The sequence below is a fragment of the uncultured Pseudomonas sp. genome, from assembly GCF_913774235.1.
Lineage (GTDB): Bacteria > Pseudomonadota > Gammaproteobacteria > Pseudomonadales > Pseudomonadaceae > Chryseomonas.
Genome location: NZ_CAJYDW010000012.1, coordinates 355,964 through 369,917, shown reverse-complemented (window position 1 = coordinate 369,917; position 13,954 = coordinate 355,964). Strand labels below are relative to the sequence as shown.

Below are 13,954 nucleotides of genomic sequence, written 5' to 3'. Positions count from 1 at the left end.
GCGAGATGGACCTGTGGGCCGGGTCGAGCGCAGCGAAGCCCAGCACCCCAGGCCCATTCCCCTCTACCGCCGGCTCAGCACCCGATTGATCCCGTCCATGGCATAGCCACGGTAGGCCAGGAAGCGGCCTTGCTTGGCGCGCTCCTTGGCATCGGTAGGCGGCGTACCGAACTTCTTGCGCCAGACGGCTTCCAGCTGTCCTTGCCAGTCCACGTCCGCGTCGCGCAGCGCTGCCTCTATCTGCTCCCGCTTCAGGCCGCGCTGACCCAGTTCCTCGCGGATACGCAGGGGGCCATAGCCGGCCCGGGCGCGGCTGGCGATGTAGCTCTCCAGATAGCGACTCTCGTCGAGCAGACCATCCTCGGCCAGGCGATCCAGCACCGGACCGAGCAGGCTCTCCTCGGCCCCGCGCCGTCGCAGCTTGCGCGACAGCTCTTCGCGCCCGTGCTCACGCCGCGCCAGCAGGTCCATGGCGGCCAGGCGGATGGCGGCGGTGGTATCCAGTGGATTGCCCAAGATGCTTCCTCCTCAATGCGAAAACCCCCGCACAGGGCGGGGGTCGTCTCAAGCGTGGGTACGCGATCAGAAGTCGACGTCGGCGTCTTCTTCCTGAGCTACCTCGGCCTTCTGGTTGCTCGGCTGGTTCAGCAGCTTCTCGCGGATCGCCTTGTCCAGCGCTCCCTTGATCTCGGGGTTGTCGTCCAGGAACTTGGCGGCGTTGCCCTTGCCCTGGCCGATCTTGCTGCCCTGGTAGCTGTACCAGGCACCGGACTTCTCGATCAGGCCCAGTTGCACGCCGAGGTCGATGATCTCGCCGTTCAGGTAGATGCCCTTGCCGTAGAGGATCTGGAACTCGGCCTGGCGGAACGGTGGCGAGACCTTGTTCTTGACCACCTTGACGCGGGTTTCGCTACCGACCACCTCGTCGCCTTCCTTCACCGCGCCGATACGGCGGATGTCCAGACGGACCGAGGAGTAGAACTTCAGGGCGTTACCGCCGGTGGTGGTCTCGGGGTTGCCGAACATCACACCGATCTTCATGCGGATCTGGTTGATGAAGATGACCAGGCAGTTGGCGTTCTTGATGTTGCCGGTGATCTTGCGCAGCGCCTGGGACATCAGACGCGCCTGCAGACCCACGTGCATGTCACCCATCTCGCCTTCGATCTCGGCCTTAGGCACCAGGGCCGCCACGGAGTCGACGATGATCACGTCGACCGCGTTGGAACGCACCAGCATGTCGGTGATTTCCAGGGCCTGTTCGCCGGTGTCCGGCTGGGAAACCAGCAGGTCGTCGACGTTGACGCCCAACTTGCCGGCATAGTCCGGGTCGAGCGCGTGCTCGGCGTCGACGAAGGCGCAGGTGGCGCCCTGCTTCTGGGCCTGGGCGATGACCGACAGGGTCAGGGTAGTCTTACCCGAGGACTCGGGACCGTAGATCTCGACGATCCGGCCCTTGGGCAGGCCGCCGATGCCGAGGGCGATGTCCAGGCCCAGGGAGCCGGTGGAGATCGCCGGGATGGCCTGGCGCTCGTGATCGCCCATGCGCATCACGGTGCCCTTGCCGAATTGCTTTTCGATCTGTCCCAAGGCCGCGGCCAGGGCGCGCTTTTTGTTGTCGTCCATTAGATTCCTCTCGAAGAAAGAAGGGGCCAGACGGCCGTGGATACCTGTATAAGTGAACAGTATTAAACCATAGTCGCCACCAGGTTGCTACACCTGAGCGGCTTTTTCCTCGTCCAACAGCGCCAGCAAAACCTCCAGGGCACGGACCTGGGTCTGGTGGCGAACTGCCGCACGATCACCGGCAAAGACCTGTCGCTCGGTGTGCAACTTTTCCCCGTCCACCCAGGCCAGCCAGACGGTACCCACCGGCTTGCCCGGTACCGCGCCGCCCGGTCCGGCGATACCGCTCACCGCCACGGCGAAGCGAGCAGCGGCGCGCCGTTGGGCGCCCCGGGCCATGGCCGTCACCACCTCTTCGCTGACCGCGCCGACCTGCTCGAACAGCGCGGCCGGCACGTCCAGTTGCGCCGTCTTCTGGCGATTGGAATAGGTCACGAAACCGGCCTCGAACCAGGCGGAGCTGCCCGGGATGCGGGTGATCGCCTCGGCGATGCCGCCCCCGGTACAGGATTCGGCGGTGGTGACCTGGGCACCAGCGGCTTGCAGGGCTTCGCCCAGGCGGGTGGCGAGACTGTCGATGGCGTCCATCGGAACCTCTTTTGCACAGACGGATATAAGAAGGTGACCACCCCAGACGAACAGCTGCGGCGACCACTGGTCGGCAGGCACCTTAGACCGGCTTGCCCGCCACGGGGAGAAAAGATTTACTGAAACCGGTTTCAGGCACCTACAAAATTCCAACAGCGGTACGCCATGAACAACTTCTTCACTCCCGGTGCGCGTCCCTCCTCACGCGCCACCATCGCCGAAGTGGCCGCCGCTGCCGGCGTGTCCAAGGCCAGCGTGTCCCGCTACATCGGCGGTGACCGTCGCCTGCTGTCGGACGCCCTCGCCGCGCGTATCGAGGCGGCCGTGGTCGCCCTGGACTTCCAGCCCAACCAGATGGCGCGCGGCCTCAAGCGCGGGCGCAGTCGCCTGATCGGCATGCTGGTGGCCGACATGCTCAACCCCTACTCCACCGCGGTGATGCATGGCGTGGAAACCGCCTGCCGCCAGCAAGGCTATTCGCTGCTGGTGTGCAACACCGACCAGGATGCTCAGCAGGAGCGCCAGCAACTGGCCGCCTTGCAGTCCTACAGCATCGAAGGCCTGATCGTGAACACCTTCGGCCAACACGCGGCCGACCTGCAGCAGCTGGGCAAGGCGTTGCCACTGGTGCTGCTCGACCGCGAATTGCCGGGCGTCGAGGCCGATCTGGTCGGGCTGGACAATCACGAGGCCATCGAGACCGGCCTGAATCATTTGCTGGAGCAGGGCTATCGCGATCTCTTGCTGGTGAGCGAGCCGCTGGACGGCACCAGCTCGCGCCAGCAGCGCCTGGCCGCCTTCGCAACCAGATTGGCGGCCCAACCCGGCTGCCGCGGCAGCCACAGCACCCAGGCGGACCAGCCCCTGGCACTGCAGACCGACCTGGCGGCCTTTCTGGCGAAGCCGGGACCGGGCCCCAAGGCCATTCTCACCGCCAACGGCGTGGCCACCCTGGCGACCACCCTGGCCCTGCAGGCCCTGGGCGAACCTCTGTTCGAACGCCTCGGCCTGCTCGCCCTGGACGACCTGGACTGGTTTCCCCTAGTCGGCGGCGGCATCAGCGCCCTGGCCCAGCCGACCCATGCCCTGGGGGTAGCGGCCTTCGAGCGCCTGCAACGGCGAATCGAGGGTGATCGCAGCGCGCCGGTGCGGCAGACCTTCGCCGCGGAACTGCACATCCGCCGATCCACGCGCGCGCGAACCTGAGGCACCTTTCCCCTTTTTGCTCGTCTGTTGATGAAACCGGTTTCAGGAGAACAACAATGCCACCGGAGATTGCTATCACCACCTCGGCCTTCGGCGCCGACGTGGTCCGCCCCCAGGGCCAGGCTGCCTGGCTCGACCTCATCGCCGCCGCCGGTGCCTCCCACGTGGAGATTCGCGCGGAGCTGTTCGACGGCGAACCCGATTTCGACGCCCTGCGCGACGCCATTGCAGCCGCCGGCCTGGGCTGCGTGTATTCCGTGCCGCTGGAGCTCTGGCCTACCGCCGGCGGGGCCTTGTCGCCACGGCTGTTCACTGCCCTGGACGAAGCCCGCCGCCTGGGCGCCGATACCCTCAAGGTGTCGCTCGGTCACTACCGCCCTGCGGCTGACCTGACCGCCCTATCCGCCTTGCTGGCGGACGAGGGCCCGCAACTGCTGGTGGAAAACGACCAGACCGTGCAGGGCGGCCGTCTCGAACCCCTGCGCGCCTTCATCCAGGCGGCGCGGGCTGCGCAACTGCCGGTGGGGCTGACCTTCGACATCGGCAACTGGCGCTGGCAGAACGAGGACCCGCTGCAGGCCGCCCGCCTGCTCGGCGCGGACGTACGCTATCTGCACTGCAAGGCGGTGCGCCGGCGCGCCGGTGGGCTGCATGCCGTACACCCAGAAGCCGCCGACCTGCTGGCCTGGCAGGGCCTGATGGGCTACTTCCCCGCTGGTCTGCGGCGGGCCATCGAGTTTCCCCTGATGGGTGCCGATCTGCTCGCCGAAGCCCGGCGCCAGGTAGCGACGCTACGCACCTTCGATAACCAGCAGCAGGAGATGCGCCGCCATGGCTGAGTTCGACATCCTCGCCTTCGGCGAAACCATGGCCATGTTCGTGGCCGAAACCCCGGGCGATCTGGCCAGCGTCGGCCAGTTCGGCAAGCGCATCGCCGGCGCCGACAACAACGTGGCCATCGGCCTGAGTCGTCTCGGCTTCAAGGTGGCCTGGCTGTCGCGGGTGGGTGACGACTCCTTCGGTCGCTTCGTCCGCGCCAGTCTCGAAGCCGAGGGACTGGACTGCACTCGGCTCAAGGTCGATCCCAGGCATCCCACCGGCTTCCAGCTCAAGTCCCGTGTCTTCGATGGCAGCGATCCGGTGGTTGAGTATTTCCGTCGCGGTTCGGCGGCCAGCCACCTCAACATCGAGGAAGACTTCGACCCCAGCCTGCTGCAGGCGCGCCATCTGCACGCCACCGGCATCCCGCCGGCATTGTCGCCCAGCGCCCGCGCCTTCAGCCGTCATCTGCTGGAAGCCATGCGCGGTGCCGGTCGCAGCGTCTCCTTCGATCCCAACCTGCGCCCGTCGCTGTGGGACAGCGAGGCCCAGATGCGCCGGGAGCTCAACGAACTCGCCAGCCTGGCCGACTGGGTATTGCCCGGCCTGGCCGAAGGGCGTCTGCTGACCGGCTACGACACGCCCGCCGACATCGCCGCCTTCTACCTCGACCGCGGCGCCCAGGCCGTCGCCATCAAGCTCGGTCCCCAGGGCGGCTACTGGCGCACCCCGGAGGCCGAGGGCAAGGTGCCGGGCGTGACGGTGGCCGAGGTGGTGGACACCGTCGGCGCTGGCGACGGCTTCGCCACCGGTTTCGTAAGCGCCATGCTCGATGGCCTGGACGTGGCTGCCGCCGTCGCCCGCGGCAACTGGATCGGCGCCCGCGCCGTGCAGGTGGTCGGCGACATGGAAGGCCTGCCCTACCGCCACGAGCTCCGCTGATCCTCTCCCACACCCCTGACAAGAACAATCAAGCAGGTGACCCCATGAACGCTTCCTCCCTCGCTCCCCGCCGCTGGTGGTATCTGATGCCGGTGGTCTTCATCACCTACAGCCTGGCCTATCTTGATCGGGCCAACTATGGCTTTGCCGCTGCCTCCGGCATGGCCGACGATTTGGGCATCACCCCGGCGATGTCCTCGCTGCTCGGTGCGCTGTTCTTTCTCGGCTACTTCTTCTTCCAGGTGCCCGGCGCCATCTATGCCGAGAAGCGCAGCGTCAAGCGGCTGATCTTCTGGAGCCTGATCGCCTGGGGCGGCCTGGCCACCCTGACCGGCATGGTGCCCAACGTCACCTTGCTGATCGCCATCCGCTTCCTGCTCGGTGTGGTGGAAGCCGCAGTGATGCCGGCGATGCTGGTCTATCTCTGCCACTGGTTCACCAAGCGGGAGCGCTCGCGGGCCAATACCTTCCTGATCCTCGGCAATCCGGTGACCATCCTCTGGATGTCGGTGGTCTCGGGCTATCTGATCCATGCCTTGGACTGGCGCTGGATGTTCATCATCGAAGGTCTGCCGGCGGTGATCTGGGCCTTCATCTGGTGGCGCCTGGCCGCCGAGCGCCCCAAGGACGCCACCTGGCTCGACGCCCAGGAAAAGGCCCGCCTGGAAGCGGCGCTCAAAGCCGAGCAGCAGGGCATGAAGCCGGTGAAGAACTACGCCGAGGCCTTCCGCTCGCCCAAGGTGATCCTGCTGTCGCTGCAGTATTTCTGCTGGAGCATTGGCGTCTACGGTTTCGTCATCTGGCTGCCGTCGATCCTGCGCCAGGGCGCCCACTTGGACATCGTCCAGGCTGGCTGGCTGTCCTCGCTGCCCTATCTCGCCGCCGTGCTGGCCATGGTCGGCGTCTCCTGGGCATCCGATCGGCTACAGAATCGCAAGCTGTTCGTCTGGCCGCCGCTGCTGATCGCCGCCCTCGCCTTCCTCGGCTCCTTCGCCCTTGGCCCGCACCACTTCTGGTGGTCCTATGCGCTGCTGGTGGTCGCCGGCGCCTGCATGTACGCCCCCTATGGCCCCTTCTTCGCCATCGTCCCGGAAATCTTGCCGGGCAACGTCGCCGGTGGTGCCATGGCGCTGATCAACAGCATGGGCGCCCTGGGCTCCTTTGCCGGCTCCTACCTGGTGGGCTATCTGAATGGCGTCACCGGCGGACCCGGCGCCTCCTTCGGCTTCATGGGCGGCTCTCTACTGGTGGCGGTGGTCTTGACCCTGTTGCTGCGCCAGGAGCCGGTCACCCGTACCGCGGCACTCAACCCTGCCACCAGCCACTGAAAGGATGGCCCGCCCATGAAAAAGAAGGTGATCCATTACAAGGCCCTGTCCCCCGCCCTCACCGCGCGCCTGGAGGAAGCCTTCGACCTGGAGTTTGTCGATCTCAAGGCACCAGGCGGCGAAGTCCGCTTGCGCGAGCGATTGCCCGAGGCCCAGGGCCTGCTCGGCTCCAGCTTCAAGCTGACGCCGGAGCTATTGGACCTGGCGCCCAAGCTGGAAGCCATTGCCAGCGTCTCGGTCGGCTTCGACAGCTATGACCTGTCCTACCTGGAACGTCGTGGTATCCTGCTCTGCAATACCCCGGACGTGCTCACCGAGAGCGTGGCCGACGCTGCCTTCGCCCTGCTGCTGGCCACGGCGCGGCGCATCGTCGAGCTGGCCGACTGGGTCCGCGCCGGCCACTGGCAGGCCAGCCTGGGCGAGGCGCACTTCGGTTGTGACGTCCACGGCAAGACCCTCGGCCTGGTCGGCATGGGCCGCATCGGCCAGGCCATCGCCCGCCGCGCCCACCTGGGCTTCGGCATGCAGGTCCACTACACCGCCCATGCCGCCAAGCCCGCGGTGGACGAGCGCTACGGGGCACGCTTCCTGCCGCTGCCGGAACTGCTGGCGAGCTGCGACTTCCTCTGCGTCACCGTGCCCCTGAGCGACGAGACACACCATCTGCTCGGCGCCGCCGAACTCGCTCGGCTACCGGCCCACGCCATCCTGATCAACGTCTCGCGCGGGCCGGTGATCGACGAGACCGCCTTGATCGCGGCCCTGCAAGAAGGACGCTTGCGCGGCGCCGGGCTGGACGTCTTCGACCGCGAGCCGGTAGCGCCGGACTCACCGTTTTTGCAGTTGTCCAACGTGGTGCCCACGCCGCACCTGGGCTCGGCGACCCACGAGACCCGCGAGGCCATGGCCCGCTGCGCGGTGGACAACCTGCTCGCCGCGCTGTCCGGCCAGCGCCCGGCCAATCTGGTCAATCCACAGGTTTGGCGTCGGCCCGAATGAGTCTTGGCAGCAGATTGTGGTCAGACGTCTATCACCCCACCGGAGAACGACCATGACCGCCTTCGACGATCCCCAAGCCTTCGTCAACCGCGTGCGCGAACAGGCTGCCGATGCCGAGCGCACCGGTGACATTCCGCGCCTGCTGCAACTGGTCGACGAACTGGCGAACGCCTTCGAGCGCCAGGCGCAGAGCACTGCACGTGATAACGCCGAAGTCGCCCGGGCGGTGGAAGAATACGAACGCCACGAAGGCACCTGAACGACCCGCGTCTTTCGTTCACCGCCCAGGTCACGCGCTGGATCAGCGTCCCGAGGTCTAGGAGCCATTGCCCATCTTCACCCCCACCCTGCTCGGCCGGCTGCTGCAGCTGGCCCCGCGGGACGCCCCCGCGCCCCTGCGTTACCTCGGCGCCACCCTACTGATCGGCTTGGCGGCGGTCATCCGCCTGAGCCTGGACATCGATAGCCTGCCCTATCTGTTGTTCATCCCCTTCATCATGACGGCGGCCTTCTGGTTCGGCCTGGGTCCCGGGGTGTTCGCCACCCTGTTCGCGGTCCTGCTGGCGGAGACGCTGTTCGTCAAAGCGCCCGCTTATTTCGCCCTGTTCTCCGAGCGCTGGGTGTCCCATGCGCTGTTCGTCTTCGTCAACGTCGTCATGGCGGTGGTGTGCGCCGCCCAGCGCCGTAGTCTCGAATCCCTCTACCGCTTCGCCGGCAGCCTCGACGAACAGGTGACGCTGCGTACCCGCCAACGCGACCTCATCTGGCAGGCCAGCCCCGACCTGCTCTGCACGGCGACTCCGGAAGGCCAGCTACTCGACCTCAACCCGGCATGGACCGCCACCCTCGGCTGGACGGCTGAAGAGCTGCGTCGCGAACCCTTCATGGCCTTCATCCACGTCGACGACCGCGAGCGCACCGAGGTCGCCGTGAAGCACCTGCTGGCCGGTGAACCCCTGTTCGGCTTCGAGAACCGCTATCGCCACCGCACGGGCGGCTATCGCTGGTTCTCCTGGAATGCCGTGCTGCAGGACGGGCTCATCTACGCCTCGGTGCGCGAGATCACCGCCATCCGCGAACAGCAGCAAGCCCTGCAACAGGCCGAGGAACAGTTGCGCCAGAGCCAGAAGATGGAAGCCGTGGGCCAGCTCACCGGTGGTATCGCCCACGACTTCAATAACCTGCTGACTGGCGTGATCGGTAGCCTCGACATGCTGTCCCTGCGTCTCGACCAGGGCCGTTTCACCGATCTGCAGCGCTACGCAAGTGCCGCCAAGGGCGCGGCGGAGCGCGCCGCCGCCCTCACCCAGCGCCTGCTGGCCTTTTCCCGCCGCCAGGCCCTCGAACCTACCGCCACCCACGCCAACGACCTGGTACTGGGCATGGAAGAGCTCATTCGACACTCGGTGGGTTCACTCATCCAGATCCATACCGAACTGGCCGAGGACTTGCATCTCACCTTGTGCGATCCGCATCAGTTGGAGAACGCCCTGCTCAACCTGTGCATCAACGCGCGCGATGCCATGCCTGGCGGCGGCCTGCTGCGCATCGTCACCGCCAACCGTCGGCTGAACGAGGCCCAGGCGACCACCCTGGAGTTGCCGGCTGGCGACTATGTGACCCTGGCGGTGCTCGACACCGGTTTGGGGATGCCACCCGAGGTCCTGGCTCGCGCCTTCGATCCCTTCTTCACCACCAAGCCGGTCGGCATGGGCACCGGCCTGGGCTTGTCGATGATCTATGGCTTCGCCAAGCAGTCCGGGGGCCTCGCCCACCTCGCCTCGGCGCCGGGGACGGGAACCACCGTCACCCTCTACCTGCCGCGCCTGGCAGCGGCCGAGCCAGCGCCACCGCGCTAACCCGCCGCCTGAACGATCCGGGGCCGACAAAAGCCGCGAGTTATTGGACAATACGCGGCTCTCCAACAGCCCACCGGATCGAATTACCCGCATGAGCGATCTCTCCGCGCACACGCCCATGATGCAGCAGTACCTCAAGATCAAGCAGCAGCATCCCGAGCAGCTGCTGTTCTATCGCATGGGCGATTTCTATGAGTTGTTCTACGACGATGCCCGCCGCGCGGCGAAATTGCTCGACATCACCCTGACCGCCCGCGGCGCCTCGGCCGGCAAGTCCATCCCTATGGCCGGCATCCCCTTCCACTCCGCCGAAGGCTACCTGGCCAAGCTGGTCAAGCTCGGCGAGTCGCTGGTGATTTGCGAGCAGATCGGCGATCCGGCCACCAGCAAGGGCCCGGTGGAGCGTCAGGTGGTGCGCATCATCACCCCCGGCACCGTCAGCGACGAAGCCCTGCTCGACGAGCGCCGCGACAACCTGCTGACCGCCGTGCTGGGCGACGAGCGCCTGTTCGGCCTGGCCGTGCTGGACATCGCCAGTGGCCGTTTCACCGTGCAGGAACTGGCCGGCTGGGAAACTCTGCTAGCCGAGCTGGATCGGCTCAATCCCGCCGAATTGCTGATCCCCGACGACTGGCCCGCCGGCCTGCCCGCCGAGAAGCGCCGCGGTGTGCGTAGACGCGCGCCCTGGGACTTCGATTGCGACTCGGCGCTCAAGAGCCTCTGCCAGCAATTCGGCACCGGCGATCTCAAGGGCTTCGGCTGCGACAAGCTGGGCCTGGCCATCGGCGCCGCTGGCTGCCTGCTGGCCTATGCCAAGGAAACCCAGCGCACCGCCCTGCCGCACCTGCGCAGCCTGAGGCACGAGCGCCTGGACGACACCGTCATCCTCGACGGCGCCAGCCGGCGCAACCTGGAACTGGACGTCAACCTGGCCGGCGGTCGCGACAACACCCTGCAATCGGTGGTCGACCGCTGCCAGACCGCCATGGGCAGTCGCCTGCTGACCCGCTGGCTGAATCGCCCGCTGCGCAATCGCGCCATCATCGAAGCCCGCCAGGACGCCATCACCTGCCTGCTGGAAAGCTATCGCTTCGAGACCCTGCAGCCGCAACTCAAGGACATCGGCGACCTGGAGCGCATCCTCGCCCGCATCGGCCTGCGCAACGCCCGCCCGCGCGATCTCGCCCGTCTGCGCGATGCCCTGGCCGCGCTGCCGGCGTTGCAGGAAGGGCTGACGCAGATGATCGCCCCGCACCTGCTCGACCTGGCCAAGAGCATCCAGACCTATCCGGAACTGGCGGCCACCCTGGCCCGCGCCATCATCGACAACCCGCCCGCGGTGATCCGCGACGGCGGCGTCATCAAACGCGGCTACGACGCCGAGCTGGACGAGTTGCAGACCCTCAGCGAGAACGCTGGCCAATTCCTCATGGACCTGGAAACGCGCGAGAAGGCCCGTACCGGCCTGCAGGGCCTCAAGGTCGGCTACAACCGCGTCCACGGCTACTTCATCGAGATCCCCAGTAAGCAGGCCGAGTCGGCGCCGGCCGACTACATCCGCCGCCAGACCCTCAAGGGTGCCGAGCGCTTCATCACCCCGGAGCTCAAGGCCTTCGAAGACAAGGCGCTGTCGGCCCAGAGTCGCGCCCTGGCGCGGGAGAAGGCCCTCTACGAAGCCCTGCTCGACGAGCTCATCGGTCACCTGGCACCCCTGCAGGACAGCGCCGCCGCCCTGGCCGAGCTGGACGTCCTGGCCAACTTCGCCGAGCGGGCGCTCAACCTGGACCTGAACAAGCCCCGCTTCGTCGCGGAACCCTGCCTGAAGATCGGCCAGGGTCGCCACCCGGTAGTGGAACAGGTGCTGGACACGCCCTTCGTCGCCAACGACGTCACCCTGGACAACGACACCCGCATGCTGGTGATCACCGGGCCGAACATGGGCGGTAAATCCACCTACATGCGCCAGACCGCACTGATCGTGCTCCTGGCGCATGTCGGCAGCTTCGTCCCGGCGGCCAGTTGCGAACTCTCTCTGGTGGATCGCATCTTCACCCGCATCGGCTCCAGCGACGACTTGGCCGGTGGTCGCTCCACCTTCATGGTGGAGATGAGCGAGACCGCCAACATCCTGCACAACGCCAGCGAACACAGCCTGGTGCTGATGGACGAGGTGGGGCGCGGTACCAGTACCTTCGACGGCCTCTCCCTGGCCTGGGCCGCCGCCGAGCAGTTGGCGCGGCTGCGCGCCTGGACGCTGTTCGCCACCCACTACTTCGAATTGACCGTGCTGCCGGAAGGCCAGCCGAGCGTGGCCAACGTCCACCTCAACGCCACCGAGCACAACGACCGCATCGTCTTCCTGCACCATGTGCTGCCCGGTCCGGCCAGCCAGAGCTATGGCCTGGCCGTGGCGCAGTTGGCGGGTGTGCCGGAAGACGTCATCTTGCGCGCCCGCGAGCATCTCGCGCGCCTGGAAGCGGCCAGTTTCAACGGTGAGGTGGGTACGGCGCTGCCGGTCAGCGCGCCGCCCAAGGACCGCCCGCTGCAGGCCGATCTGTTCGCCAGCGCCGCCCATCCTCTCATCGAGGAACTGGAACGCCTGCAACCGGACGACATCACACCCAGACGGGCCCTGGAGCTTATCTACGAATGGAAAAAGCGTATCTGAGTTAACGGATACGAGGGTTCCGGCAATGCTGCTAGAATCCGCCGCCTTAGCCTGAGGAGAACGAGCAGATGACCTTCGTCGTCACTGACAACTGCATCAAATGCAAATATACCGACTGCGTGGAAGTCTGCCCGGTGGACTGCTTCTACGAAGGCCCCAACTTCCTGGTGATCCACCCGGACGAGTGCATCGACTGCGCCCTGTGCGAGCCCGAGTGCCCGGCCCAGGCGATCTTCTCGGAAGACGAGGTGCCCGCCGGCCAGGAAGCCTTCATCGAGCTCAACAGTGAGCTGGCCAATATCTGGCCGAACATCACCGAGAAGAAGGATGCCCTGCCCGACGCCGCCGAGTGGGATGGCAAGCCCAACAAGCTCGCCCAACTCGAGCGCTAAGCCGCGTCAGAAAGGCCCGGGCAATAAAAAAGGGGGCGGATCGCTCCGCCCCCTTCGTCCCTGTCCCTGCATTCCTGTCACCGTCCTGGTGAACTTCGTCCTGAAGTGTTCCTGATCCGCATCCTGCCGATCCGTGTCGTCCCAGACACAGCGCCGATACTACCCTGCTCTCCGCGACTGGCAATCTGCCACGATAGGACCGAGCAGCGCCAAGCGCGCGATCACGTTGTTTTGCCGGAAACAAAAAACCGTTATGTAGCAAGCAGTTGCCTATTGGTCTTGCTGATCAGGCGGGGCTTTCCCGCAGCCTCCCATGCCTCCTGCTTACGCAGTCTGTAAGCCCTGGCTTACAACGACACGCAGAAAAAAGCCCGGAAAAATCCGGGCTTCGTTTGGCTGACATTCAGCTAGCGGTGATCAGCACCAAGGTGGTCAGAACAGGGCATCACTGGACAGCCCGTTGCGTTCGAAGATCTCCCGTAGCCGCCTGAGCGCCTCGACCTGGATCTGCCGAACCCGCTCGCGGGTCAACCCTATCTCCTGACCGACCTCCTCCAGGGTACTGGCCTCATGACCGCGCAGGCCGAAGCGACGTACCACCACCTCGCGCTGCTTCTCCGGCAGCTCCAGCAGCCACTGGTCGATGCTCTGGTTGAGGTCGGAGTCCTGCAGCAACTCGCAGGGATCTGTGGGTCTGTCGTCGGTGAGGGTATCGAGCAGGGTCTTCTCTGAGTCCGGCCCCAACACCATGTCCACCGAACTGATGCGCTCGTTCAGGCCCATCACGCGCTTCACGTCTGCCACCGGCTTCTCTAGCAGCGCCGCGATTTCCTCCGGTGAGGGCTCGTGGTCGAGCTTCTGGGTCAACTCCCGAGCGGCACGCAGGTGAAGATTCAACTCCTTCACCACGTGGATCGGCAGGCGAATGGTGCGGGTCTGATTCATGATCGCCCGCTCGATAGTCTGCCGAATCCACCAGGTAGCATAGGTAGAGAATCTGAAGCCCCGCTCGGGATCGAATTTTTCCACTGCGCGAATCAGGCCGAGATTGCCCTCTTCGATCAGATCGAGCAGCGACAGGCCGCGATTGATATAGCGTCGGGCGATCTTCACCACCAGGCGCAGGTTGCTCTCGATCATGCGCTTGCGACCGGCAGGGTCGCCGCGCTGGGCCAGGCGGGCGAAATGCACCTCTTCCGCAGGCGAGAGCAGTGGCGAGAAACCAATTTCGTTGAGATAGAGCTGAGTGGCGTCCAGTGCCCGTCCGTAATCAGCCAGCTTCGCCCCACGGACGACCTGGTTGCCACGCCCGGAAAGCGCCTTGCTCATGGCGGTATCGGCGGATTCCTCACTGAAGGGATTGGAATCGAGAAGCAGGACATCGTCGCCGAGGTCGTACTCGGTTTCTTGTTTGTTCTGGATCATCTTGAGTAACCCTTGCTCGTCTGTGCTTCGAGCCAGGGCGTATCGATACGTTGCCGATGCGCCATGACTCACCCCCAAAGGACTGCGGGATCGAGTCGGCGC

13 protein-coding genes are annotated in these 13,954 nt (G+C 65.9%); 9 read left to right on the top strand and 4 right to left on the bottom strand.

Going from position 1 to position 13,954, the window contains the following annotated elements; genetic code table 11:
* Nucleotides 1-63: 63 nt before the first annotated feature.
* The 3 genes from recX to QZ471_RS11200 all read right to left on the bottom strand — a co-directional run bounded on the left by recX (nt 64) and on the right by QZ471_RS11200 (nt 2,214).
* Nucleotides 64-516 carry a recombination regulator RecX gene (recX, locus tag QZ471_RS11210; RefSeq protein ID WP_295463661.1) on the bottom strand — a complete coding sequence of 151 codons (453 nt, stop codon included), beginning with the start codon at nt 514-516 and terminating at the stop codon, nt 64-66.
* 66 nt (nt 517-582) lie between these two features.
* Nucleotides 583-1,626, bottom strand: a complete 1,044-nt coding sequence (recA, locus tag QZ471_RS11205) for a recombinase RecA (RefSeq protein WP_295463659.1) — start codon at nt 1,624-1,626, stop codon at nt 583-585.
* Between the two features lie 87 nt (nt 1,627-1,713).
* Nucleotides 1,714-2,214, bottom strand: a complete 501-nt coding sequence (locus tag QZ471_RS11200) for a CinA family protein (protein ID WP_295463657.1) — start codon at nt 2,212-2,214, stop codon at nt 1,714-1,716.
* Between the two features lie 165 nt (nt 2,215-2,379).
* Here QZ471_RS11200 and QZ471_RS11195 point away from each other — a divergent pair, with 165 nt between their 5' ends.
* The 9 genes from QZ471_RS11195 to fdxA all read left to right on the top strand — a co-directional run bounded on the left by QZ471_RS11195 (nt 2,380) and on the right by fdxA (nt 12,427).
* On the top strand, nt 2,380-3,420 hold the full coding sequence (locus QZ471_RS11195; RefSeq protein WP_295463655.1) for a substrate-binding domain-containing protein: 1,041 nt from the start codon (nt 2,380-2,382) through the stop codon (nt 3,418-3,420).
* Between the two features lie 56 nt (nt 3,421-3,476).
* Nucleotides 3,477-4,259 (top strand): TIM barrel protein, encoded by a 783-nt coding sequence (locus QZ471_RS11190; RefSeq protein ID WP_295463653.1) that lies wholly within the window; start codon nt 3,477-3,479, stop codon nt 4,257-4,259.
* Nucleotides 4,252-5,181, top strand: a complete 930-nt coding sequence (locus tag QZ471_RS11185) for a sugar kinase (RefSeq protein ID WP_295463651.1) — start codon at nt 4,252-4,254, stop codon at nt 5,179-5,181. The genes QZ471_RS11190 and QZ471_RS11185 overlap by 8 nt, the downstream gene beginning before the upstream one ends.
* 44 nt (nt 5,182-5,225) lie before the next feature.
* Nucleotides 5,226-6,509 (top strand): MFS transporter, encoded by a 1,284-nt coding sequence (locus tag QZ471_RS11180; protein ID WP_295463649.1) that lies wholly within the window; start codon nt 5,226-5,228, stop codon nt 6,507-6,509.
* Nucleotides 6,510-6,524: 15 nt separating this feature from the next.
* Nucleotides 6,525-7,508 carry a D-glycerate dehydrogenase gene (locus QZ471_RS11175; protein ID WP_295463647.1) on the top strand — a complete coding sequence of 328 codons (984 nt, stop codon included), beginning with the start codon at nt 6,525-6,527 and terminating at the stop codon, nt 7,506-7,508.
* A gap of 52 nt (nt 7,509-7,560) precedes the next feature.
* Complete coding sequence (locus tag QZ471_RS11170; RefSeq protein ID WP_295463645.1) at nt 7,561-7,767, top strand: hypothetical protein; 207 nt, start codon at nt 7,561-7,563, stop codon at nt 7,765-7,767.
* Nucleotides 7,768-7,834: 67 nt separating this feature from the next.
* Nucleotides 7,835-9,367, top strand: coding sequence for an ATP-binding protein (locus QZ471_RS11165; RefSeq protein ID WP_295463643.1), 1,533 nt, complete (start codon nt 7,835-7,837; stop codon nt 9,365-9,367).
* Nucleotides 9,368-9,458: 91 nt separating this feature from the next.
* Nucleotides 9,459-12,035 carry a DNA mismatch repair protein MutS gene (gene mutS, locus QZ471_RS11160; protein WP_295463641.1) on the top strand — a complete coding sequence of 859 codons (2,577 nt, stop codon included), beginning with the start codon at nt 9,459-9,461 and terminating at the stop codon, nt 12,033-12,035.
* Nucleotides 12,036-12,103: 68 nt separating this feature from the next.
* Entirely contained in the window at nt 12,104-12,427 is a 324-nt protein-coding gene (gene fdxA / locus QZ471_RS11155) for a ferredoxin FdxA (protein WP_059226533.1), read from the top strand.
* Between the two features lie 432 nt (nt 12,428-12,859).
* On the opposite strand, the gene rpoS is transcribed toward fdxA, so the two are convergent.
* Complete coding sequence (gene rpoS / locus QZ471_RS11150) at nt 12,860-13,852, bottom strand: RNA polymerase sigma factor RpoS (protein WP_295463638.1); 993 nt, start codon at nt 13,850-13,852, stop codon at nt 12,860-12,862.
* Between the last annotated feature and the right edge of the window lie 102 nt (nt 13,853-13,954).